Raw genomic sequence first — 26,071 nt, 5'->3', positions numbered from 1 at the left:
AAGGCGCGCCGCAGAGCAACACGCACGGCGGGGAGACATCCGCTGCACGCAGAGGCAGGAATCGGATGACAACAGGACTGTCGCGCATCGCGGAGAAGGCAAAGGCCGATCGGAAGGTCCGCTTCACGTCACTGGCGCATCTGCTCACGCCCGAGTTTCTGCTCGAGACGTGGAAGCAAATGAATCGACGTGGCGCGGGCGGGGTGGATGGCGAGACGATGCAGGAGTTTGAACGCGATCTGGAAGCGAGGATCGATGGGCTCCACGCGCGGCTACGGGCGGGCCAATATCGGCCGCCTCCCGTGCGACGGGTGGAGATCCCCAAGGGCGACGGCAAGACGCGACCGCTCGGGATCCCGACGGTTGAAGACCGCCTCGTTCAGCGCGCCGTGGCGCGGATCCTCAGCGCGATCTACGAGCAGGACTTTCTGGGCTGTTCGTATGGATTTCGGCCCGGGCGCAAACCGCATCAGGCGCTGCGTGCGCTGCGAAGCCACGTCGTGGCGGGAAAGGTGCGGCACGTGTACGAGGCCGACATCCGCGGGTACTTCAACCACATCAATCACGACTGGCTGCGGAAGATGGTGGCCCACCGCATTGCCGACCCCGTGATCCTTCGCCTCATCGGGCGGTGGCTCCGGGCTGGCGTGATGCTGGATGGCATCGTCGTTCGCGTGCACGAAGGCTCCCCGCAAGGGGGGCCGATCAGCCCCGTGCTCGCGAATATCTACCTGCACTACGTGCTCGACCTCTGGTTCGAGAGGAAGTTCAAAGCGTGGTGTCAGGGGGAGGCGTACCTGACGAGGTTCGCCGACGATTTCGTCGTATGCTTCCAATACAAGCGAGACGCCGAACGCCTCGACCGCATCCTGACGAAGAGGATGGGGAAATTCGGGCTGGAGCTGGCCCGTGAGAAGACCCGGATGCTGCTCTTTGGGCGGTTTGCACGCGGACAGATGGCCGAATACGGCAAGAAGCCGGAGACCTTCGAGTTCCTCGGCTTCAAGCACGTATGCGGCGTCGACCGCAATGGCAAGGCCGCCGTCGTGCGTATTCCTAGCACGAAGAGCTGTCGCAAGTTTCTGGACCGAATATACGAATGGCTTCGGAGACACATGCACTGGCGGCGGCGTGACCAGCAACGCGAGCTCGCGTCACGGTTGCGCGGCTTCTACCAGTACTTTGCGCTGTCGCACACCCTGCCGAAGCTCTTCTGGGTCCTCGGCGAGGTGAAGCGGCAGTGGCGCCGGGCGATTCGACGGTGCGGACAGCGCAGTCGTTCGCACTGGGCATACCTCGAAGCAAAATCGTGGTTCCACCTTCCGCATCCCAAGCTGCTTCACCCGGCGGTCTGATGGAGCTTCGCCGCGATCGTGCTCTGGGGAGCCCGTTGCGGGAAAACCGCACGGCGGGTTCTGCGAGGGGGACGAGCCCAAGGGAAACCAAGGGCCCGTCCCTGCCCACCATGCCATCGACCACGGATGGCTACTCAGATTCGTCGAGCACAGGATTGCGGATAGGAAAACCCTGCGGCTCGTCCGCAAATGGCTGAACGCAGGCGTGATGGAGGACGGTGCGTGGACGGAGAGCAAGGCGGGAACGCCACAGGGGGCGACAATATCGCCGCTTCTGGCGAACATCTACTTGCACTACGTCCTCGACCTCTGGATCCAGCAGTGGAGAACGCGGCATGCGACCGGTGACATGATCATCGTGCGTTATGCCGACGATTTCCTCGTGGGCTTCCAGCGTCACGCTGATGCGGTGCGATTCCTCGAGGAGCTACGCGAGCGGTTGCGGCGCTTCTCGCTGGATCTGCATCCCGACAAGACGCGATTGATCTCCTTCGGGCTATTTGCGGCCGGCAGAAGAAAAGAGCGCGGCCTCGGGGGCAAGCCGGAGACCTTCAATTTCCTCGGCTTCACGCACATCTGCGGGAGTACGAGGAATGGCAAGTTTCTCCTCATGCGGCGAACGATGCGGGAGCGGCTGCGCGCCAAGCTCAGGGAGCTCAAGGGCGAGCTGATGCGAAGGCGTCACCTACCTGTCCCGGATCAGGGAAAGTGGCTGGGCCAGGTGGTACGCGGCTATTACGCGTATCACGCGGTCCCGACCAACATCTGCGCGCTGCAATCATTCCGAACCCAGGTCGAGCGACACTGGCACTTCGCGCTCGCGCGACGCAGCCAGCGAGGCCGGCCGAACTGGGAGAGGATGCGCAAGCTGTCGCAACGATGGCTCCCCGCACCGAAGATCCTGCACCCCTGGCCCATCGAACGCTTCGACGTCCGTACCCAAGGCAGGAGCCGAGTGCGTTAGCAGCCTGTGGACTTATCCCGAAGGAGGCTCGACAGGAACTGGCGTCGATGGTAGTTTGTCCGCGTCATGTCGATGGGGCGAACACGTGAGAAGCAGGCGTCGCTCTGGGTGGCGGCGCCTTCGCTGCCGCGGTCGCCGGGGCACCGGTTCTACGAGAAGCTGAACGAGCTTCTTCGCGAGAACGGGTTTGACCGGGCCATGGAGGCGGCGTGCGCGAAGTATTTCGAGGCCGACGGGACGGCGGGGAGGCCATCGATCCCGCCTGGGCTTTACTTCCGGATGCTGCTGGTCGGCTACTTCGAGGGGATCGAGTCCGAGCGTGGGCTCGAGTGGCGCTGCTCGGACTCGCTGTCGCTGCGGGAATACCTCGGGCTGTTGCCCGGCGAAACGGTGCCCGACCATTCGACGCTTTCCAAGATGCGCAAGCGCCTCGGCAGTGAGGTCTTCGAGGGGATGTTCGCCTTCGTGCTCGGGGTCGTGAATCGCTCCGGGCTCCTCCATGGCAAAGTCATGGGCGTGGACTCGACGTATCTCCGCGCGGACGCCTCGATGAAGGCGATCGTGCGGCGCGAGACGGGCGAGGTGTACGCGGACTACATCAAGCGGCTGGCGAAGGAGGAAGGCATCGAGAATCCGACCATGGAGGATGCTCGGCGACTCGACCGCAAGCGCAAGGGAAAGAAGACGTCGAATACCGACTGGAAAAGCCCCACCGACGAAGATGCCCGCATCGCAAAGCTCAAGGATGGCCGCACGCGATTGGCCTACAAGACCGAGCATGTCGTCGACATGAGCACGGGCGTCGTGGTCGCCGCAGAGGTCTATTCAGCGAACGAGGCCGACCCAGCGACGATGGCGCAAAGCCTCGAGCAGGCGCGCACGAATGTCGAGCAGGCCAAGAGCAGCGAGGAGCGCGATTCGGACGACGATCCGCCTCCGGAGGGCGGCAGCAGCGACGCGGAGCCCGAGCGCACCGTGATCGAGGTCGTGGCGGACAAGGGGTATCACAAGGCCGAGCTGCTTCTATCGTTGAAGGTGTCCGGCTATCGCACGTACGTCCCGGAGAGGATCCAGTCCGTCCGCAGATGGGTGGACAAGGGCTGGGATATGCAGCAAGCGTTTTACGGGAACCGAAACCGCGTGCGTCGTCCGAAGGGGCGCGCTCTTCAACGCAAACGTGGAGAGCTCATCGAACGAACATTCGCCCACGCATGCGAGACGGGCGGAATGAGGAGGGTGCGAGTGAGAGGCCGGGAGAACGTGAGAAAACGCTACCTGGCGCATATCGCCGCGCTCAATTTGGGGCTCGTGCTACGTCAAATACTCGGCGCAGGGACCCCGCGGGCCCTGGCCGCGGCCCGGAAGGGCTCCGCCCTTGCAGTTTTGGTGATATGGGCAGCCATGGTGGCCCTGGTACGGGGCACGCCGAGGCGGTTGGCACGATTTTCCCGGGCCACGTGGCGCGGGATGTACCCGCATCAAATGCAGGATGTTGGGGTCGCGATCGGGGGCGCGTAGATCCACGGGCTGTTAGCAGCGCACGCTCGGATCTGCGCGGGGGGCGGCCCGAGTCGGTGGTGACATCGATGAAGGGCCGTCCCTACCGCAACCTGTCGATCGCACGGCTTCGCCCTTTTGAGGACGGCACCCCAGAGCTCCCGCGCAGTTACGAGCCCGGACAAACCAGCGCCGATGACCACGACGTCCGCGGTCCGCTACAGGTGTGCGGACGGGGAGTACCCGTGTTGTCGGCAATCCACGAGCATGCTGCCTGCGACGAGAGCCGTGCCACAAAGGAACTCCCTTCGCGTCAACGACGGCAGAGGCTTCTAAAACCTACGCACGGTATGCCTCATCCCCTCACACATGCCACGGATCGGCGACGCGTGTCACAAGAACGGGTTGCTGCCCACGCCGGTGACACCGAGGACCCTCACGAGCTTCCGCAAGTTCTGGAGCAGGTAAAGCGAGAGCAGGATGACGACGATCCACACGCCGGGGGAGACGTGTGGCATCGAGCTGAAGACATCCCGCAGCGGGAGCTGAGCGATCGCCTTCGTGCCCACATCGTGCTGCTTCGACAGGTAACGCGCGACGACGAGCACCGTCGCGATGAGGCCGATGTTCAGGGCGGTGGTGAGCAGGGCCTTTCCCACCTCGGCGGCCTTCGAGATCTGCGCCTGGAAGCTCATGGCACGCTTGCGGATGAGCTCGCCCTGGAAGATGAGGTTTTCGCCGACGCCGGCAGGCAAGCGCATCAAGTCACCGACGGTGTTGGCGAGGGCCTCGCGGCTCCGCTTCGACGTGACGAACTTCGCCCTTCGCTGGTTGAGTCGCTGGAAATGACGGCGCGTCAGCTTGAAAAAGTTGACCTCGGGGATCAAGAATTTGAGCGACGCGTCGAGCGCCGCGCTGCTCCGCATCAATCGCAGGAGCCCCCAGTTCGGCGGGACCTTGTACGTGCCGAATACCGCGGCGAGCCGAACGTTCGCGCCTGTCAGCGCCCGCTGCTCGTAGGGAATGCCTTTGACGTCGGTGAGCGCCTCCCAGCCCTCGAGCTCACGCACGACCTGCGAGCGCATCTGCTCGATATCGACGTTGGGCACCCCTGGGACCATGGTCAGGTTCACGTCGAAGAACTTCGAGAAATCACGCAGGGCCACGTACCGGATCGCGATCCTGTATTTCTCGAGGAACCCCTTGTCGAGGACGCTGACGGAGCCGAAGTCGATGAACGCGATCCGGCTGTTCTTGAGGAGCATGATGTTGCCCGGATGAAGATCGCCGTGCGCCAGGTTGTCCTCGAGCACCTGCATCAGGAAGTTGAGGAACAGGCGCTCGCCGACCTTCTTGGTCTTGACGTTGTTCTCCTTGCGCCATTGCTTGGCCCTCTTCGGTTCGTCGACGAGCGCGTGGATGTAATCCGACATGAGCACGCCGTCGATGAACTCCATAACGAGCACCCGCTTGCTGCAATAACGCGAGTAGACCCGGGGAACATAGACCTTGTCCTGCTTCAAGGTGCGTCGCATGCGGCGCATCGCGGCGGCCTCGATGCGATAGTCGACCTCGTCGGCGAGGGTCCCCTGAAGCTTCTGGAACATCTCGTCCCATCTCCCCCAAGGCATGAAGCGGATGAGCTTGAGGAAGTTCAGATACCCGGCGAAGATCGCGAGGTCTTTGCGGAAGGACTCGATGATGCCGGGTCGCTGGACCTTGATGGCCACTTTCTTTCCGGTATCCCGGAGGCGCGCCACGTGGACCTGGCCGATCGAAGCTGCGGCGAGCGGGACGACGTCGAATTCGCGGAAGACGTCCTTGATCGAGCAGTTGAGCTCCTCTTCGATGATCTTGACGGCGACGTCCCCAGGGAACCCGACCGCTCGATCGTGTAGCGCGGCGAGCTCATCACAAAATATTTTGGGAAAGATATCACGGCGCATGGCCATGATCTGCGCGGCCTTGATCCACAAGCCGCCAAGCCGCTCCGCCGATTCCCGGACGAGCTGCGCGAGTCGCACGGGCGTGTACTTGCCGCCCGGACCCGCGGGTTTCGGGATTCGCGCCATCACGAGGTGCCACACGACACGGAGGCACAGCCCGAAGATGAAGAGGAGCCGGAAGCGCACGGGGCGAGTGGCCTTTCGGGCTCCCACGCGGCTGCGGTGGAGGTCGCCTAGCTCGAGTTGTGTCGGAATGAGCTTCTTTTTCAGCATGGGACTTCGTGGTGTCGCGCGGCGCAAGAGAATCTGATAGCGGTCGCCCCGCCCGCAAGCAGCGCTGCGTTATGGGGCGACGGGAACAAGAGGGAGCCGATCACCTCTTCGATCGGCTCCCGGGCAGCAAGCCCTCAGCTATCAGCCGAGGCCCCACATCTTGCCGTACTTCGTATTCTTCTTCTCACGGACGACGATGACGACCGGCTGCGCGCCGGCCGGGATCGCCTTGGCGTCCCTCGCCTCCTGCAGGACCTCCTGGATGCGGTCCATCAGCCGGTTCGGCTTGCCACGGCGCAGCTTCTTGACGAGCTTGCGCTTCTTCTTGCCCATGTCGATGACGATCGGCTCCGCGGCCGATGCGCTGGGTGCAGCGGCCGATGCCGCCGGCTTCGTATTCGTCACGGTTTCGGTTGCCATGATGTTCTCCGTTAACTGGTCGATGCGTTCGTCAGAAGAGCGAGCTCAGCTTGAAGCTCTTGCGGCCCTTGCGGCTTGACTTGAAGACGTTCTTCGAGAGGTCCTTCAGCCAGCCGTTCTTCTTCTTGCGGTTCGAGCGATCGTGGCGGGCCAGGTACTCGTCGAAGACGGACCGATTCGATCGCGCGGCCCGTCGCGTCACTTTCTCGAGGAACTTGGAGCTCTTCGAGAGCTTCTTCCGCTTCCGCCTGCGGCCCGCCACGAGCTGCAGGGAATTCGAGGCGGCGCCGGTGGTACCGGCCTGTTGCGGGATGACGATCCGCTTGATGCCTTTGATGCGCCTGATTTCCATGATTTACCTCCAACAATGACGAGGGACGGCTCAGGTCGAAGCCCCCTCGCGAGCACGCATCGTAGTGAAGCGCATCTAGAAATGTCCACAAGATAACACACGTGCCCGGGCCCTGGCTCCACCCGAGGTGTCTCGACACGCTGCTCGGCCATACGAGTGGATCGATTGAGCCATCCCGATGCTGAGCTGACGTGTTCGCTGTGTACCAACACGTTGAATTTCAAACAGAAAAAACAGTCAGGGTACATGCCTCGTCGTGGTCTTCGACCTGATCTTCGGTCATGGCTCACTTGATCCCATTGGATCATACGATCCACGACGCCGCGGATCGTTGCGGAGTTCAGACCTCACCCCCGACGTCGATCGCGGGGTCCAGGCCTCACCCTCCCGATGGCGGATTGATGGATCGCGCGCGTGTTTCTTGCTCGTTGCGCCCACCCCCCCGCGCCGTCCGGGCGATATTTTTGCTTGCCACTCGCGTGCCATTGTTCTAGATGTGCGCTGACCATCGAGCCTGCATTCGGAGTCAGGGTCGTCGTGGTGCCAGAGTTTTTGCGGGAGCCCCGAAGGGCAGCGTTGGCGTAAATACTTTTGCTTTCAGCAGGCAATCTCATCCGTGCGGAGTGATTTCACGGCGCCCGCCGCCGCGGCTGCGCGGTATGGCGAAGCCCCATCCACGTGCTCAATGGGCGCCAGCAGGCGAGCTCGAGCTCCAGGAAACATAGGAAGGAGACACGATGGACATGGAGGACCTCCGCAGCTGGTTGATGCAACGGGTGGCGGCCAAACGGGGGGCATCGCCCGACTCGATCGACGTGCACGCGCCGTTCAGCCGCCATGGACTGGACTCGATGGATATGACCCGGATCGTGGCGGACCTCGGGCGGAAGCTCGGGCGCCCTCTCGCTCCAACACTCGCCTGGGAGTATCCGACGCTCGAGTCCCTCCTCGGTTATCTGGCCGGCGATCGGGGAAAGGAGCCCGTCGCGCCGCGGCTCGCTGCGCGTAGCGGGATGGCGGCGAAGGAGCCGATGGCGATCGTCGGGATGGCCTGCCGGTTCCCCCGCGCTCCGGATCTCGCCTCGTTTTTCGGGATGCTTTGCTCGGGCGTGGACGCGATCTCCGAAGTGCCCAGGGATCGATGGGACGTCGACGCGCTGTACGACAAAGACGTCAGCGCGCCCGGGAAGATGTCGACGAAATGGGCTGGATTCCTGGACCAGGTCGATCAGTTCGATCCCCAGTTCTTCGGCATCTCTCCGCGTGAAGCGATGATGATGGACCCGCAGCAACGGCTCGTGCTGGAGCTCGCATGGGAGGCGCTCGAGAGCGCCGGGATCCCGCCTCGCTCGCTCGAGGAGAGCCGGACGGGCGTCTTCATGGGCGCGATGTGGCACGACTACGCCGACATACCGGACGACAGGCGTGCTGCCATGACCCAGCATTCGGCGACGGGACAGGACCTCAGCATCATCCCTGCCCGCGTGTCGTACACGCTCGGTCTTCGTGGGCCCAGCATTGCCTTCAATACGGCCTGCTCCTCGTCGCTCGTCGCCGTCCATCATGCACGCCGCAGCCTGGAACTCGGCGAATGCGACCTCGCGCTCGCGGGTGGCGTGAACCTCTTGCTCTCCCCGGAGAGCACGGTCGCCATGTCGAAGTTCGGCGCTATGGCGCCCGACGGTAGATCGAAGGCGTTCGATGCCCGGGCGAACGGTTACGTTCGGGGCGAGGGCGGCGGCGTCGTCGTGATGAAGCCCCTCTCGCGCGCCATTGCCGATGGCGACAGCATCCATTGCATACTGCTCGGCAGCGCAATGAACAACGACGGCGCGAGCAATGGTTTGACGGCGCCGAGCCCGAAGGCGCAGGAACTCGTCCTTCGCGACGCGTATGCGGACGCGGGGATCGACGCGCGCGACGTTCACTTCGTCGAGACGCACGGGACGGGCACCATGCTCGGCGATCCCATCGAGGCGGGCGCGATCGGAGCCGTGCTCGGGGCGGGGCGCTCCCCGGACAGACCGCTCCGGCTCGGCGCGGTGAAGACGAACATCGGTCACCTCGAGGCGGCCGCCGGAATCGCCGGTCTCGTCAAGACGGCGCTCTCGCTGCGAAACGGCGTGGTCCCCCCGAACCTCCATTTTCAATCGCCGAACCCGCATATCGATCTCGAAGCTCTTCGCCTCGCGGTACCGACCACCGTCGAGCCGTGGCCCGAGCACGGGGGCCGGCGGCTGGCCGGCGTGAGTGGGTTCGGGTTCGGCGGAACGAATTGCCATGTCGTCCTCGAAGGCGGCATGACGACCGCGCAGAAGCTCGGCCGCGTTCGTCCCAGGGGCGCGCCAGTGTTCGTCTTCGGCGGGCAGGGCTCACAATGGCTGCGGATGGGGATGGACCTCCTCGTCGAGCCTGCATTTCGAGCCGCGATCGAGCGCTGCGACGTGGCGATGCGTCCTCATATGGAGGGCTCCCTCCTCGATGTGCTCCTCTCGCAAGACGCAGGGTGGCTCGAGGAGACGCCGAAGGTGCAACCGGCCATTTTCGCGGTGCAGGTCGCCCTCGCGTCGCTCGTGCGGTCGCTCGGCGTCGAGCCCTGCGCGGTGGTAGGACAGAGCATGGGCGAGGTCGCCGCCGCGCACGTGGCCGGTTGCCTCGACCTCGACGACGCCGCGCGCGTCATCTGTGTACGGAGCAAGCTCGTCACGCGGGCGTCGGGCAAGGGGGCGATGGCCGTCGTCGAGCTCCCGATGGTTGCCGCGAAGCGGGCGCTCGAGGGCCGCGGCGACAGCGTGTCCATTGCCGTGAGCAGCAGCCCGAGCGCGACCGTACTGTCGGGGGACGAAGCGGCGCTCGAGGCATTGGTCACGGAGCTCGAGCGGGAGGGCGTCACCTGCCGGCGAATCAAGGTCGACTACGCATCCCACAGCCGCGAGATGGATTCGCTCCTGCCTTCTCTCGCCGAGGCGCTCGAGGGGTTGTCGCCGCGCTCCGGTGCGATTCCGTTCTACTCCACGGTGACGGGGGATCGCATCGACGGCGCGGCGCTCGACGCGGCTTACTGGTGCAGGAACCTCCGCGAGCCCGTGCTGTTCGCGGAGACGACGTCGCTCCTCCTCCGGCATGGACACGAGGCCTTCCTCGACCTCGACCCGCATCCCTTGCTCGTCCGCCCGATCGAGCAATGTTTCGCGGAATTGGGTCTGTCCGGGCTTACCCTGCCGATCATGCGTCGGGACGAGCGTAGCCATGCCGTGCTCTCCGAATCGCTTGCCGCGTTGGGTCCGCGCGAACCCGAGGAGCTGCGCGACCGCGCCAGGTCCCAAATCTTGCCGCTGTCGGCGCATACCGCGTCGGCGCTCCGCGATCATGCGAGGAGGATGGGAGAGCACATCCGCAAGACGCCCGAAATCGAGCTCTCGGACATCGCATTCACGGCGAGCGTCCGGCGGAGCCACCTCACACATCGCCTCGCCATCGTGGGCAATTCGAGGGAGCAGATCGCGGAGACGCTCGAGGCCTTCGGGCGCGGGGAGGAGCCGACGGCCATCGCGCACGGTACCTCGCCGCTGTCGGCGCCGAAGGTGGTCTTCGTGTTCCCCGGTCAAGGCTCGCAGTGGGTGGGGATGGGCAGGCAGCTCCTCGCGGAGGAGCCGGTGTTTCGGGAGACGATCGAGGCCTGTGACGCCGCGCTCCGGCCCGAGTGCGGCCTTTCGGTCGTGGACGAGCTCCGCGCCGAAGAGGCGAGATCGCGGCTCGCCGAGGGCAGCGTGGTGCAACCAGTGCTGTTCGCCATCGAAGTGGCGCTCGCGGCGCTCTGGAGGTCCTGGGGCGTCGTGCCGGACGCCGTGGTGGGCCATAGCATGGGCGAAGTCGCGGCCGCCTACGTGGCCGGCGCGCTCTCGCTCGAGGATGCTGCGGCGGTCATCGGTCGTCGAAGTCGACTGATGGGCACCATGAGCGGGAAAGGCGCGGTGGCGCTGGTGGAGCTCGCGTTGCCGGACGCGGAGCGGGCGCTCGTCGGATACGAGACGCGCCTGAGCGTGGCTGGGAGCAATGGCCCGCGCTCGACGGTGATCGCCGGCGAGCCCGGAGCGCTCGCGGAGGTCCTCGCGAGGTTCGAGGAGAAAGAGGTATTTTTCCGACGCGTGAAGATGGACGTCGCGTCCCATAGTCCGCAGATGGAGCCGCTGCGAGGCGAGCTCGTCGCGGCCCTCGCCGGCCTTTCTCCGAGAAAGTCGAGCATCGCGATGCGCTCGACCGTGACCGGCGCACCGATCTCGGGCGACGAGCTGAATGCCGACTACTGGGCCGAGAACCTGCGGAAGCCCGTGCTCTTTTCCCAGGCCACACGAGAGCTCATTCGGGAGGGGTACACGGTCTTCCTGGAAATGAGCCCTCACCCGATCCTGGTTCCATCGGTGGAGGAGAACCTCCGCGAGAGCGGAACGAAAGGTGTGGCGCTGGCTTCGCTGTACAGGCAAGCCGACGAGCGGCAGAGCCTGCTTCAATCCCTGGGGAGGCTCTTCGTGCATGGCCGCGCCATCGATTGGAGGCGAACCCATCCGGAGGGCGGGCGCGTGGTGGAGCTGCCGACCTATCCGTGGCAACGCGAGCGATTCTGGATCGAGTCCGATCGGGCGCCCGCCACGCACACGCGGAGGCGCACGGGCAACGGGAAGGGCCGCTTCGAGCACCCGCTCCTCGGGTCGCGGCTTCTCGTGTCATCGGCGCAGAACGACGAGCATTGGTGGGAACAGACTCTCGGCGTTCAGATCACGCCGTATCTCCGTGATCATCGGGTGCAAGCGGCCGTCGTTTTCCCCGGGGCAGGGTACCTCGAGATGGCGCTCGCCGCGGGTCGGGAGAAGCTCGGCGCAGCCAAGCTGGTTCTGGAAGACGTGACGTTCGAACAGATGCTCGTGCTCGGGGACGACGACAGCGAACGAATCGCGCAGGTGGTGTTGACCGACACGGGCGCGGGGCGATGCTCGTTCCGGATTGCGAGCCGCGAGCCGGAGGATTCCCATTTCACGCGCCACGTACGAGGCGTGATGCGCATCGACAGCGGGAGCCCGGACTCCGCGCGACAGGTGGAGAAGCCGGAGAGCCTCGGACAGCGGCTCTCGAGCCGTCTTTCTGCAGCGGAGCATTATGAGCAGATGTCCGCGCGACGGCTCGAGTATGGTCCGGCGTTCCAAGCGCTCGTCGAGCTGCGGACGGAGGAGGGCCAGGCGCTCGGTCGTGTCGAGCTGCCCGACATCGTGGATGACCACGGGTACATTCTGCATCCGTCCTTGCTCGATGCTTGCTTGCAGAGCGCGATGAGCTTCCTCGCGACGACCGCGGATGTCGTGACGTACGTGCCCGTGGGCATTGCGCGGCTCACCGTTCACGCGCGGCCGTCACGAAAGGCATGGGTCGTCGTGACGAAGGTCGCGGGGCATTGCGATCTTTGGATTGTCGACGAGAACGGCCGCGCCCTGGTCGAGATCGAGGGACTCCGAGCGCAACCCCTCGAAGCGGCCTCGTCGTCGACGAAGGACCCACTCGAGGGATGCGTGCACGAGATCGCCTGGAGGCACGTCGAGCCTCAGCCTCCCGCGCGTTTGCCGGAGGGGGGCGCGTGGCTCCTGCTCATGGATCGAAGCGGCGTGGGAGCCTCGCTCGAAGCGGAGCTCGGCGCTGCCGGACGATCCTGCGTGCGTGTCTTCCCGGGCTCCTCGTATGCACGCATCGAGCCGGATCTCTACACGTTCGATCCGGCGAACGCGGACGACTACCGAAGATTGCTTCGAGATGCGTTCGGCGCCGAGAGAGTTTGTCTCGGCGCCGTTCACCTCGCGAGCCTCGACGCCGCGTCGCCGGACGCGACGACGCTGGAGACGCTCTCGGCGGGTCTCGCGCGCGGGAGCGTGAGCGCGATGTATTTGGCGCAGGCGCTCCTCCGGAATGGTTTTCGGTCGCCGCCGCGGCTCTTCCTGGTCACGCGCGGGGCGCAGGCCGTGCGTGCGGGTGAGCCGGTCTCGGTGGGGCAGGCGCCGCTCATCGGGCTCGCGAGGACCCTCGTCCTGGAGCACCCCGAGCTGCCCTGCACGTCGATCGATCTCGCCACGACAGCGAGCGAACGAGATGGCGAGCTCTTGCGGCGTGAGCTCATGGCCAAGGGGGGCGGGGATCAAGTCGCGTGGCGGGACGAAGAGCGGTACGTCGCGGAGCTCGTTCGGGGAACGTTCGAGCCTGGCGAGCACGCCTCCCTCGGAGCTCGCAAGGTTTCCGCGCAAAACAAACCTTTCCAGCTACGAATTCAATCACCAGGCGTGCTCGAGCGGCTCTCGCTGCACGAGGCCCGCGCGCTCGTTCCTGGTCCCGGGGAGGTGCTCGTCGAAGTGGAGGCGGCCGGCCTGAACTTCCGGGACGTCCTGCTCGCCATGGGCGTGCTGCCGGACGACGCGGCGGGGGCCGATGGGCAGGGACCGCGGCTCGGCCTCGAATGCGCGGGGCGGGTGGTCGCCGTGGGCGAAGGCGTCACGCGCTGGTCCGTCGGCCAGGAGGTTCTCGGGTTCGGCGCGCGCACATTCAGCTCCCACGTGCTCGCGCGGAGCGAGCATATCGTGGCGAAATCGACGCGGTTTTCGTGGGCGGAGGCGGCGACGCTGCCCGCCGTCTTCACGACCGCCCATTATGCGCTCGTCCGCATCGGCCGCCTGCGGCGAGGCGAGCGGGTGTTGATTCACGCAGGCGCGGGCGGGGTGGGGCTCGCGGCGATCCAGCTGGCGAAGCATGTCGGCGCGGAGGTCTTCGCGACTGCGGGGAGCGAGGAGAAACGTGCCTACCTTCGCTCGATCGGCGTGGCGCACGTGTTCGATTCACGCTCGCTCGCTTTCGTCGACGAGATCAAGCAGATCACGCGCGGGGAGGGCGTGGACGTCGTCCTGAACTCCCTCTCGGGGGAGTTCATCCCGGCGAGCCTATCCTTGCTCCGTGATTACGGGCGCTTCGTCGAGATCGGCAAGCGGGACTATTACGAAGACAAACCGCTCGGCCTCCGACCGTTCCTGCGAAGCTTGTCGTTCTCCCTCGTGGACTTGCTCGCGCTGCTGGCGCAGCAGCCAGAGGAGATTGGCGCGCTCCTTCAAGAACTCATGGAGATGTTCGAGGCGCACGCGCTTGCGCCGCTGCCAGTGCGAACGTTCCCGGCCTCGCGCGCCGCCGAGGCATTCCAGTACATGGCGCAAGCGAAGCACATCGGCAAGCTCGCGATCGCAATGAAGGACCCGGAAGCCCGGATCGTGCCGTCGTCCGCGGAGCCCGTCTCGATCCGTGGGGACCGGACGTACTTGGTTACCGGTGGTCTTGGGGGGCTCGGGCTCTCTCTGGCGCGCTGGCTCGTCGATCGAGGGGCAAGGCACGTTGCCCTGGTCGGGCGCCGAAACCCAGGCCGAGAGGCGCAGGAGGCGATCGCCGCCATGGAGACGACAGGCGCGAAGATCCTCGTCGCGTCGGCAGACGTCTCGCGCAGCGAGGAAGCGGAGCGGGTCTTCGGTCTGCTCGACGCGCAGATGCCGAAGCTCGCAGGGATCGTCCACGCCGCCGCGATCCTCGAAGACCGCACGTTGCTCGAGCAAACCGAGCAGAGCTTCCGGAACGTCTTCGCGCCGAAAGCGCTGGGGGCGTGGAATCTGCACGCGCTCTCCGAGGGCCGGGATCTCGATTTCTTCATTCTGTACTCGTCCGTCGCGGCGCTCCTCGGCTCGCCCGGACAATCCAACTATACGGCGTCCAATGCGATGCTCGACGCGCTCTCGCATGAGCGGCAGCGCCGGGGCCTCTGTGGGATGAGCATCCAGTGGGGCCCGTTTTCCGAGGTCGGCCTCGCGGCGACCGACGACAGCCGCGGCAAGCGGCTCGAATCTCGCGGGATGGCCAGCTTGACGCCCCGGGAGGGGCTGCTCGCGCTCGAGCGCCTGCTCGCGCATCCACGCGCGAACGTGAGCGTCGTCCGATTCGACGCGCGGCGATGGGTCGAGTTTTACCCGGATGCAGCCCGATCCTCGTATCTCGGCGCGTTGCTCGCGGCGGGGCCGCGCGACGAGAGCGCGCGCTCGAACAGGTCCCACGATCTGCGCGCGGCGATCGCGGGAGCGAACCACGACGAGGGGCTCGCGCTGCTCGAGGGGTTCCTGGCGCGGGAAATGGGCCATGTGCTCCGCATCGATTCGTCCAAGATCGAGCGGAACGCGTCCTTCCATCACCTCGGGCTCGACTCGTTGATGAAGCTGGAGCTCCGGAATCGCATTCGAATGGGCCTCGATTTCGAGCCCTCGATCGTGGCGCTCAGCCGATACGACGACGTCGGCTCGCTCGCAGCGTACCTGCTCCAGCAGGTCTCTCTCGCGCGCCTGCTCGAGGGCGCGCAGGCGAAGGCTTCGAATGCCGACGCGGAAGAAGAGCTCGAGACCATCACGTTCTGAGGCGACATGAGCATCCATCAACTCGTCCACGAGCTCGCGCAACTCGGCATCAAGATCTCCGCGAGCGGGGAACAACTGCAGGTCCAGGCCCCGAAAGGGACCTTGACGCCGGCGCTGCGCGAGAGAATTGCCCAGAACAAGTCGGATCTTCTGGCATTGCTTCGAGAAGGCCCCCTCGAAGCGCGAGGCGAGGAGCAGGCGACCATCGAGCCCGCGCTGGAGGACCGCTTCCTCCCATTTCCGCTCACCGACATCCAGAAGGCATACTGGCTCGGTCGCACGGGCGCTTTCGCCGTACCCACGGGCATTCACCTGTACCGCGAGTACGACTGCGTCGATCTCGACGTCGAACGCCTCCGTCACGCCTTCCGCAAGGTCGTCGAGCGGCACGACATGCTGCGGGCTCACACCCTGCCCGACATGCTCCAGATCGTCGAGCCGGACCTCCAAGGTGATATCGACGTCGAAGACTTGCGCAGCTTCAGCCCTGTCGAGCGCGAGGCGAGGCTCTCGGAGTTGCGGGCGGCAATGTCCCACCGGATCTACGACACCGAGCACGCCCCCCTTCATCACCTCGTCGCCGTGCGCTTGGACGAGCGCGTGACGCGCCTCATCGTCAGCATCGACGCCATCAACGTCGACGGTGGCAGCTTCGCCATCGTCTTCAAGGAGATGGTGTTTTTCTACGAGAACCCCGACGCGTCGCTCCCCCCGGTCGAGCTCACCTATCGCGATTACGTGCTCGCGCTGGAGTCGCGCAAGCTTCTCCCCGCGTACGAGAGATCTCTCGAGTTCTGGCAGAAGCGCGCCGCGGACATCGCGCCCGCGCCGGCATTGCCTGTCGCCCGAGATCCGTCGACCCTCGAAAAGGTCCGATTCGAGCACATGTCGGCGCACTTCGACACCGATTCATGGTCGCGGCTCCAGCGACGCGCGAGCGCGGCGAAGGTGTCGGTCTCCGTGGTCTGCTTGACGGCATACGCCGAGGTGCTCGGCCGCTTCGGATCGAGCGGGCGGCTCACGGTCAACGTGACGCTCTTCAATCGCCTGCCCGTCCATTCGGCGATCGACACCATCATCGGTGATTTCACGTCAATGCTTCTCATCACCGTCGACACGTCGACGCGACAGACCTTCGCGGAGCGAGCGCTCTCGGTGCAGCAAAACCTCTGGGAGGCGATGGAGCATCGCGAGGTGAGCGGCATCGACGTGCAGCGGGAGGTCGCGCGCGCTCGGGGCGAGCATCGAGGCGCCCTCTTCCCCGTGGTGTTCACGAGCCTGCAGAACCAGAAAATTGAGGGGCTCCACGCGCTCGACAAGATTGGCAAGATGGTCTACGGCATCACGCAGACCCCGCAGCTCGTCCTGGACCAGCAGCTATGGCAGCTCGACGGAGATGCGAGGGTCATCTGGGACGTCGTCTCGGGCGTTTTTCCGGACGGCTTCGTCCAGGAGATGTTCGACGCATACACGGGCCTCCTACGCCGCCTCGCCGATGAGGATGCGGCCTGGGACGCCTACGATTTCGATCTCTTGCCGGCAGCGCAGAAGGCGCGTCGCGAGGAAGTGAATGCGACGAGCGAAGGCCCGCCTCCGGAGGACCTGCTCCACGAGCTCTTCGAGCGGCAGGTGGATCACGCGCCGGACAAACCCGCCATCCTGACATCGAGCCGAGTGCTGACGTACGCGGAGCTCGACCGCCGCGCCAATCGACTCGCGCGGGAGCTGCGCGCCCGCGGCGTCACGCCCGACCAGCTCGTCCCGATCGTCATGGAAAAAGGTTGGGAGCAGGTCGTCGCGGTCTTCGGCGTGCTCAAGGCGGGTGGGGCGTATGTCCCCCTCGACGTGGCGGGTTCGGAGGAGCGTCTCGCGCGCATGCTCGAGGATAGTCAGGCGCGGATCGTCCTGACGCAGCCGAAGTATGCGAGCCGCGTGTGGGGAAATGGGATCGAAGTGCTCGTCGTGGACGATCGGGCGCTCGAAGAAGACGAGGACGCGCGGCGGCTCCCCTCCTCGCAGAGCCCGCGCAGCCTGGCGTATGTCCTCTATACGTCGGGGTCCACTGGGCAGCCCAAGGGGGCCATGATCGAGCACCGCTCCGTGACCAACCGAATGATCGAGGTCAAAGAGCGCTTCGGCCTCGTGCCGGAGGATCGAGCGATCGCATTGACGGCGCTGCATCACGATCTTTCGGTGTTCGACATCTTCTGTGTGCTCGGCGTGGTGGGCGGGGCGATCGTCCTGCCCGACGCGGACAAGACGCGAGACCCCGGGCATTGGGCCGAGCTCATGCAGGAGCACGGGGTCACGCTGTGGAACTCGGTTCCCGCGTTCATGCAAATGCTCGTCGAGTATGCCGAGGGGAATGCAGGTTTGCCCCTCTCCATGCTCGCCTCGCTGCGCTGGGTGATCTTTTCGGGCGATTTCATCCCGGTCGATCTGCCCGACCGGCTCCGCTCGCTGGTCCCCGGCGTCACGATCATCGGCGCCGGCGGTCCGACGGAGACCACGGTCTGGGACATCTGTTATCCGATGGGCGACATCGATCCGACGTGGAAGAGCATTCCGTACGGACGTCCCATGCGCGCCGCCACGTATCATATCCTGGACGAGCGGCTTCGCGAGCGTCCGGACTGGGTGCCGGGCGAAATGTACATCGGCGGCGTGGGGCTCGCGCGCGGCTACTGGCGCGACGAGGCAAAGACGCGCGAACGCTTCATCGTTCACCCCGTGACGGGAGAGCGCCTCTACAGGTCGGGCGATCTCGGCCGGTGGCTCCCCGATGGCAATATCGAGATCCTCGGGCGTGCGGATTTCCAGGTCAAGATTCGCGGCTATCGCGTCGAGCTCGGCGAGGTCGAGGCCGCCATCGAAGCGCATCCGGACGTGGCGGACGCGGTCGTGCTGGCGCTCGGAGAGAAGGCCGTGGACAAGCGTCTCTGCGCGTATGTCGTGCAGCGAGCAGGGGAGCGATCGGAGGGAGCGCTTTCCGAGGTCATGCGAGCCTTCCTTTCGCACCGGTTGCCCGAGTACATGATCCCTGGCGCGTTCGTCGAGCTCGACGCGATGCCGTTGACGTCCAATGGAAAGGTCGATCGCAAGGCGCTCCTCGCGCTGCAACCGGAGGCGGCGAAGCCGCGTACCGGCGAAGCCGCGGCGCCGCAAAATGCGCTCGAGGAGAGCCTCGTGAGCATCGCGCAGGAGGTCTTCGGGATTCCGGAGATCCGTGTGGATCAAAACTTCTTCGAGGCAGGGGCGACCTCCCTTCAGATCATCATCCTGGCCAAGCGCGTTCGGAAGGTCCTTGGCCGCGAGATCCCGCCCACCCTTCTGTTTCAATCGCCGAACATCGGTGCGCTCGCCGCGACCCTGGCCGTACCCGAGGCCCAGGCCGTATCCCAGAACAAGGCCCTCGAGCGCGCAGAGGCGCGTCGCAGGGCCCGCGCGCGCCGCTGAGCAGAGAGTCGAGCAATGAAAGAGAACGAGATGGACGTCCCGGAGGGGGCGATCGCGATCATTGGCATGGCGGGCCGCTTTCCCGGCGCGCCGGACCTCCATCGGTTCTGGCAGAACCTGCGCGACGGTGTGCGGGGCATATCGTTCGTGGCGGAGGACATGCGCCCGCCCGGCGCGAGTTCCTCGAACTACGTGCCGGCCGGGGGGTACCTCGAGGGCGTGGATCTCTTTGACGCGTCCTTCTTCGACATCAGCCGCCGCGAGGCGGAGCTCTTGGATCCCCAGCGCCGTATCTTCCTCGAGTGCGCCTGGGAGGCGCTCGAGAATGCCGGCATCGATCCGTTCGTCCACGAGGGGGCCATCGGCGTCTATGCGGGCGCGAGCCCCAGCTCGTATCTCTCGCTCCAGGTAGATCCGAATCATTTCGCGAGAGATTTCGAGCTGCTCATCTCCAACGACAAGGATTACGTTCCATCGTACGTCGGCTACAAGCTGAACCTGCGTGGTCCCTGCGTCGCCATCCAGACGGCGTGCTCGACGTCGCTCGTGGCGGTGCACGTGGCGTGCGCCAGCCTGCTTGCGCGTGAATGCGATGTCGCGCTGGCCGGCGGCGTGACCGTGCGGCTCCCTCAAGGCCTGGGTTATACCTACGAAGAGGGCTTCATCCTATCGCCCGACGGCCATTGCAGGACCTTCGACGCGAATGCCAAGGGGACGCTCACCGGCAACGGGGCGGGTGTCGTCGTGCTGAAGCGCCTCGAGGACGCGATCGCCGACGGAGATCACATCCGCGCCGTCATCCGCGGCAGCGCGATCAACAATGACGGCTCCTCGAAGGTCGGTTTCACGGCGCCCAGCGTGGTCGGTCAGGTGCAAGTGCTCGCCGAGGCGCTCGCCGTCGCGGACGTGGATCCGAGCACGATCCAGTACATCGAGGCCCACGGCACCGCGACGTCCCTCGGCGACGCGATCGAAGTGGCGGCGTTGAAGCAAGCATTCGGCGAGGCGGCCAAGCACACGATCGCGCTCGGCGCGCTCAAGGCGAGCGTGGGCCACACCGAGTCGGCGGCGGGGGTCGGCGGGCTGATCAAGACCGTCCTCGCGATGGAGCACGGTCGGATCCCGGCACACCCGGAGTTCGAGGTGCCAAACCCCGAGCTCGGGCTCGAGGACAGCCCATTTTATGTCCGGCGAGAAGCGCATGAATGGATCGCGGACGACGGGCCGCGCCGCGCGGGGGTGAGCTCGTTCGGCATCGGCGGCACGAATGCCCATGTCGTCCTGGAGGAGGCGCCCGCGACCCCGGAAATGGCGGAGGCGCCCGAGGCCAAGGTCGTGCTCTTGCCGCTTTCGGCGAAGAGCCCAGCCGCGCTCCAGGCCCTGGCTCGCTCATATGCCACTTTTCTCGGCGATGCCGATGCGAATCTCCACGACATCGCGTTCACGGCGGGCGCGAGGCGTCGGCACCACCCGGTACGCCTCGCCGTTACGGGCGATTCGAAGGCGTCGCTTGCGGAGGCGCTTTCGGCGTATGCGCGGGGCGATGTGCCACCGTCCGTCGTCGCGGGTGCGGCCGCCGCGGCGGCGCCCAAGGTCGTGTTCGTTTTCCCGGGGCAAGGGTCGCAATGGGTGGGGATGGGGCGGGCGTTGCTGAAGGACGAACCCGCCTTCCGCGAGGCGCTCTCGGCGTGCGACGCGGCCATCCGGCGTGAGGCCGGATTCTCGGTCCTCGCGGAGCTCGCGGCGGACGAGAGCGAATCGCGGCTCGAGGAGATAGACATCGTCCAGCCCGTCCTGTTCGCGATCGAGGTCGCTCTCGCGGCGCTCTGGCGCTCGTTTGGCGTGGAGCCTTCGGCCGTCGTGGGGCACAGCATGGGCGAGGTCGCGGCGGCTCACGTCGCGGGGGCGCTGTCGCTCCCGGATGCTGCCAGGATCATCTGCCGGCGCAGCAAGCTCCTGCGGAAGGTGAGCGGTCAGGGAGCCATGGCTCTCGTGGAGCTGCCGATGGCCGAGGCGGAGCAGGCTTTGGCGGCGCATGAGGGACGGCTCAGCGTGGCGGTGAGCAATGGTCCACGCTCCACCGTCATCGCGGGGGACCCCGCGGCGCTCGAGGAGGTCCTCGCGGAGCTGTCGGCCAGGCAGGTTTTCTGCCGGCGGGTCAAGGTGGACGTGGCGTCGCACAGCCCGCAGATGGATCCATTGCGCCCCGAATTGCTGCGCGCGCTCGGAGGGCTGCGGCCGAAAGACGCGGCGATCCCGATGCGCTCGACCGTGACCGGCGCGCCTCTTTCGGGCAACGAGCTCAACGCGGCCTACTGGGTCGACAACCTGCGCAAGCCCGTGAGGTTTTCCGATGTCACGCAATCTCTGATTGCCGAGGGACACACGGTGTTCCTCGAAATGAGCCCGCACCCGATCCTGTTGCCCGCGGTCGAGGAGAACCTGAGCGAGCGCGGTGCGCGCGGCGCCGCGATTGCGTCGCTGCGACGTCACGCAGACGAACGCGCGAGCCTCCTCGATTCGCTCGGGAAGCTCTATGTGCAGGGGTATTCCATCGACTGGAAGCGCATGGCCGCCGGCGGTGGACGCGTCGTCGAGTTGCCCGCGTATCCTTGGCAGCGGGAGCGCTTCTGGCGGGAGCCCGAGCGGTCTGGAGAAACCGCCGCGTCGACGACGGTCGCCTCGGCTCCGAGCCCGAAGGCAGCGATCCGCCCCATGCCTCGATTGTACGATATGGCGTGGCAAGACGCACCCTTGCGGAGCGCGCGCGCCGGCATGGGCTCATGGCTCCTCGTGCACGGGGGCGGAGGCGCGGGCCATCGGGTCGAGGCGCGCCTCCGGCAGGCGGGCATCACGTGCCTGACCGTCGACCTCTCGCGGGGGAGCGACGCGGTGGGATCGACGCTCGAACAAGCACGCGCCCTCACGGGGGTCGTTTGCTTGTGGAATGCCCTGCAAGCGACAGACGACGCCTCTCCGGCTGCGCAGGCCGAGAGCGCTTGCATCGAGGCGCTGCATTTCGTCCGGCGGCTTTGCCGGCGGATGGGCGAGATCCCCTCGCGCCTCCTCTGGGTGACCGAGGGCGCGAACGCCGTGTCCGTGGGCGATCACGTCTCGCCGGAGCAAGCCGCCCTCTTCGGACTCGGGCGCGCGATCATGAAGGAGCGCCCCGAGCTCGGATGCATTCTCGTCGACGTTGAGCCGGGAGCCGAGGACATCGGCGAGCGAATCTACCTCGAGCTCGAAAAGAACGACGAAGAGGATCAGGTCGCCTGGCGGAAAGGGGTTCGGCGTGTACCTCGGCTTGCGCCTGCGCGGCCCGCGGATGCGCAGGCGGCTCCCGCGCGCGTCGCGCCGGAGAGCACGGTGCTGGTCACGGGCGGCCTGGGAGCGCTCGGGCTGCGGGTGGCGCGATGGCTCTGGGACGAGCATCGGGTTTCCCATCTCGTGCTCGTGGGACGAAGTGAGCCCACCGGGGACAAACTCGAAGCTATCGAGGCCTTGCGCGCGTCCGGCGCGCGGGTGACGGTGGCGCGCGCGGACGTCGCGGACGCGGCGCACGTCGATGGGCTCCTGCGCCTCGTCCCGCCCGAGCTCCCGCTACGGGGCGTCATTCATTCCGCGGCCGTGCTGGATGATGGCCTCCTCGAGAACCAGGACGAAGGGCGATTCCGACGGGTGCTCGCACCGAAGATGCGGGGCGCGTGGAACCTGCACGAAGCGACGCGTGATCTCGCGCTGGATTTCTTCGTCCTTTTCTCTTCGGCGGGCTCGATCCTCGGCGGCAGCGGGCAGACGAATTATTGCGCTGCCAATGCATTTCTGGATGGCCTCGCGCACGCGCGCAAGGCCGCGGGGCGCCCGGCGATATCCTTGAACTGGGGCCCCTTCGAGGAGATCGGGCTCGCTGCCGCCCTCGGCGCCCAGCAGAAGACGCGCTTCCAGCGCGAAGGTTTGGGGATGCTGACGCCTCGCGACGGGCTGGCGCTGCTCGGGCAGGCGCTCGGCCGAAGCGAGGCGCAGCTCGGCGCACTCTCGATGGACCTGGACGGGCTCATCCAAGGTTTGGCCGGACGGGCGCTGCCTTCGCTCTTTCGTGCCTTCGCCGCGCCCAGCCCCGCGCGGAGCGAGAAGCAACCCGACGAGGGCTTTCGAGCGCGGCTCGCGGGCCTCTCCCCGGAGGCGCGCCGCGCAGAGATGGAGGCCGCGGTGCGGACCGACGTGGCGCGTGTCCTCTCGCTCGGCTCCGCCGAGAAGGTGCCGCTCGCTCGTCCCCTCCGGGAGCTCGGGCTCGATTCGTTGATGGCGCTCGAGCTGCGCAACAGGCTCGCGGCGCGCGTCGAATCGAGGCTATCGGCCACGATCGTATTCGATCACCCCACGGTGCAGGCGTTGTCTCGTCTCCTGCTGACCGAGGTGATGAAGCTCGGGGAGGAGGTCGCCCCGGCTCGCGCGACGACCCCCATCGCCGCGGAGGACGATCCGATCGCCATCGTCGGGATCGGTTGTCGCTTCCCGGGCGGCGTATCGGGGCCCGAGAGCTTCTGGGAGCTGCTCCTGCGAGGCGACGACGTCATCCGCGAGGTCCCCCGGGACCGATGGAACATCGACGATTACTACGATCCCGATCCGGACGCCCGCGGCAAGATGATGAGTCGTTGGGGCGGATTCATCGAGGGAGTCGATACCTTCGACCCGATTTTCTTCGAGATCTCGCCTCGCGAAGCGGAAGGAATGGATCCGCAGGCGAGGCTCCTGCTCGAAGTGAGCTTCGAGGCGCTGGAGCGTGCGGGACGGACGCAGCCGGAGCTCATGGGGAGCGACACGGGCGTCTTCGTGGGCGTATCGCTGCACGATTACGAATGGTTGGCACGGCAGGCCAACGAGCACCCCGAGACCTATGTCACGCTCGGCACGGCGCATAGCATGGCTGTCGCCCGGCTGTCGTACTGGCTCGGCCTTCGAGGGCCGAACATGCCCGTGGACACGGCGTGCTCGTCCTCGCTCGTCGCGATTCACCTCGCGTGCCAGGCGCTTCGTGCAGGTGAATGCTCGCTCGCGCTCGCCGGCGGCGTCAATCTGATGCTGACGCCCGACCATTCGATCGCCCTCAGCAGGACGCGGGCGATGTCGCCGACGGGTCGATGCAGGTCGTTCTCAGCCGACGCGGACGGGTTCGTCCGGAGCGATGGCTGCGGTGTCCTCGTGCTCGAGCGTCTCTCGGATGCGGTTCGGCGTGGCGATCGCGTGCTCGCCGTGATCCGCGGAACGGCGATCAACCAGGATGGCCGTAGCAATGGTCCGACGGCGCCGAACGGACCGGCGCAGGAGGACGTGATCCGTCGCGCGCTCGCGCAGGCTGGGCTCGCGCCCGCTGCAGTCGATTATGTCGAGGCGCATGGCACGGGGACCCTGCTAGGCGATCCGATCGAGGTGCAGGCGCTCGGCCGGGTGCTCGGCGATGGACGCGCGGAAGGCGAGCCGGTCATCCTCGGATCGGTCAAGTCGAACATCGGGCACACGGAGGCGGCCTCCGGCGTCGCCGGGCTCATCAAGGCCGTGCTCTCGCTCCAGCACGGAACGATCCCGCGCAGCATTCACTGCGACACGTTGAATCCCCACATTCCCTGGGAACGCCTGCCGGTGAAGGTCGCCACGGAATCCACTTCGTGGCCCGCGCGCGGCGCGCGCCGGATCGCAGGCGTCAGTGCGTTTGGTTTGAGCGGGACGAACGCGCATGCCGTGCTCGAGGAGGCGCCCCCGTCGCCGAAGAGCGTCATCACCGCAGCGCCGGCGAAGGTGCTCCTTCCCATTTCGTCGCACGACCCCGTGGCGCTTTCGTCTCTCGCAAGTGCATACGCGGACTTCCTCGTGGAGGGTGGCGAGGGCGCGGCTGCTCCGCTTTACGAAGTCGCGTTCACGGCGAGCTCGCGGCGGACGCACCGTGAGCATCGTATCGCGGTCGTGGGTAGCAACCGGGAGGACATCGCGGAGGGCTTGCGCGCGGCTGCCCGAGGGGAGGGCCACGCGAACGTCCATACGGGGCGCGCCGGCGCCGATTCCCTCGGTAGTCCGGTCTTCGTCTTCTCCGGGCAGGGATCACAATGGGCCGGAATGGCGCGGGCGATGTTCGACGAGCACCCCGTGTTTCGCGATTCGATACTGGCTTGTGATGCGCTCGTCCAGCGCCACGGGGGTTTTTCTCTCGTCGATGCGCTCTTCACGCCGGAGGATACCTCGCGTATCCACGAGACCGAGGTGGCACAGCCGGCGATCTTCGCGGTCGAGGTCGCGCTCACGGGGCTGCTTCGCTCGTGGGGCGTCGTTCCGAGCGCGGTGATCGGTCACAGCGTCGGCGAGCTCGCGGCGGCCCACGTCTCCGGCGCGCTCGACCTCGAGGAAGCCGTGCGGATCGTTTGCCTGCGCGGTCGAATCATGCAACGCGCCACGGGGCTCGGGAAGATGCTCGCCGTCTCGATCGGCGCGGCGGACGGGCTCGTGCTTTTGCGAGGTCATGAGGATCGCGTGGGGATCGCGGCGATCAACGACCCGGGCTCGATCGTGCTCGCGGGGGACGAGGCGACGCTCACGGAGCTCATGCACGAGCTCACAGCGCGGTCCGTACCTTCACGGTGGCTGCGCGTCAATTACGCGTTTCATTCACCGCAGATGGGGCCTCTCGCCGACGACCTGCTCGCCACGCTCGGGGCCGTGAAGACGGTGCACGGCCCCCACGCGATAGCTATGTACAGCACGGTCTCGGGCGAGCGCGTGGAAGGGGGCACGCTCGACGCCGCCTACTGGGCCGCAAACGTCCGATCGACGGTGAGCTTCGTGCGGGCCCTGGAGTCTGCGGCGGCCGCGGGCCATCGCAGCTTCGTGGAGGTCGGGCCTCATCCGGTGCTGACGCAGAATATCGAGCAGCTTCTCTCCGCTCGCAAAATCGAAGGTCGGGTCGTCCCGACGTTGCGGCGCGGGAAGGACGCGAACGAGTGCCTGCTTTCGACGGTCGCGTCTCTGTATGTCGGCGGCGACGTGAACGATCTCGGACGATTGTATCCCCATGGTGGCTCGCTTTCAGAGCTGCCGAGCTATCGATGGAATCGGAAGCGATACTGGATCGACCGAGGACAAAAGCAACTGGGCAGGCGCGGCACGCGTTCGACCGGGCATCCGCTCCTCGGCGCTCAGGTTCACGCGGCACAAGCAAAAGCCGTCTTCGAGGCCGTGCTCGCGATCGAGACGACGCCCTACTTGTCGGATCACAGGGTCTTCGGTCGTCCCGTCGTTCCCGGGACGGCGCTGCTCGAGCTGGCTCGCGCCGCGGCAGAGGA

The 26,071-nt window shown here is 66.2% G+C and carries 9 protein-coding genes (1 of these 9 running past the window's edge); 6 read left to right on the top strand and 3 right to left on the bottom strand.

Features of this window, described 5'->3' with window-relative positions; genetic code table 11:
• Nucleotides 1-65: 65 nt before the first annotated feature.
• The 3 genes from ltrA (at nt 66) to POL67_RS41495 (ending at nt 3,837) form a co-directional block, all read left to right on the top strand.
• Nucleotides 66-1,355, top strand: a complete 1,290-nt coding sequence (gene ltrA / locus POL67_RS41505) for a group II intron reverse transcriptase/maturase (RefSeq protein ID WP_271926591.1) — start codon at nt 66-68, stop codon at nt 1,353-1,355.
• The gene (locus POL67_RS41500; RefSeq protein ID WP_308789596.1) at nt 1,327-2,319 is read left to right on the top strand and encodes a reverse transcriptase domain-containing protein; all 993 of its coding nucleotides are present in this window, start codon (nt 1,327-1,329) and stop codon (nt 2,317-2,319) included. The genes ltrA and POL67_RS41500 overlap by 29 nt, the downstream gene beginning before the upstream one ends.
• A 72-nt stretch (nt 2,320-2,391) precedes the next feature.
• On the top strand, nt 2,392-3,837 hold the full coding sequence (locus POL67_RS41495; protein ID WP_271926589.1) for a transposase: 1,446 nt from the start codon (nt 2,392-2,394) through the stop codon (nt 3,835-3,837).
• Between the two features lie 371 nt (nt 3,838-4,208).
• On the opposite strand, the gene POL67_RS41490 is transcribed toward POL67_RS41495, so the two are convergent.
• The 3 genes from POL67_RS41490 to POL67_RS41480 all read right to left on the bottom strand — a co-directional run bounded on the left by POL67_RS41490 (nt 4,209) and on the right by POL67_RS41480 (nt 6,807).
• Nucleotides 4,209-5,948 (bottom strand): ABC1 kinase family protein, encoded by a 1,740-nt coding sequence (locus POL67_RS41490; protein WP_271926588.1) that lies wholly within the window; start codon nt 5,946-5,948, stop codon nt 4,209-4,211.
• A gap of 228 nt (nt 5,949-6,176) precedes the next feature.
• Entirely contained in the window at nt 6,177-6,455 is a 279-nt protein-coding gene (locus POL67_RS41485; protein WP_271926587.1) for a DUF6200 domain-containing protein, read from the bottom strand.
• A 31-nt stretch (nt 6,456-6,486) separates the two neighbouring features.
• Nucleotides 6,487-6,807: a DUF6312 domain-containing protein gene (locus POL67_RS41480; RefSeq protein WP_271926586.1), complete on the bottom strand. Its 321-nt coding sequence runs from the start codon at nt 6,805-6,807 to the stop codon at nt 6,487-6,489.
• 737 nt (nt 6,808-7,544) lie between these two features.
• Between POL67_RS41480 and POL67_RS41475 the strand changes: the two genes are divergently transcribed.
• The 3 genes in view from POL67_RS41475 to POL67_RS41465 are tightly spaced (at most 15 nt apart) and all read left to right on the top strand, a layout consistent with a single transcriptional unit that may run on beyond the window.
• Nucleotides 7,545-15,281 (top strand): SDR family NAD(P)-dependent oxidoreductase, encoded by a 7,737-nt coding sequence (locus POL67_RS41475; protein ID WP_308789574.1) that lies wholly within the window; start codon nt 7,545-7,547, stop codon nt 15,279-15,281.
• A gap of 6 nt (nt 15,282-15,287) precedes the next feature.
• A complete protein-coding gene (locus tag POL67_RS41470; RefSeq protein ID WP_271926585.1) occupies nt 15,288-18,737 on the top strand; it encodes a non-ribosomal peptide synthetase in 3,450 nt (1,149 codons plus the stop codon).
• A gap of 15 nt (nt 18,738-18,752) precedes the next feature.
• On the top strand, nt 18,753-26,071 hold the 5' portion of the coding sequence (locus POL67_RS41465) for a type I polyketide synthase (protein WP_271926583.1). Its footprint extends 14,296 nt past the window's final position; 7,319 of the gene's 21,615 nt are visible here — the first part of the coding sequence; the start codon lies at nt 18,753-18,755; its stop codon lies off the right edge, out of view.

The sequence above is a fragment of the Polyangium mundeleinium genome, from assembly GCF_028369105.1.
GTDB lineage: Bacteria > Myxococcota_A > Polyangia > Polyangiales > Polyangiaceae > Polyangium > Polyangium mundeleinium.
Note: the sequence above shows the minus strand (reverse complement) of the source record. Positions and strands in the feature narration are given on the sequence as shown.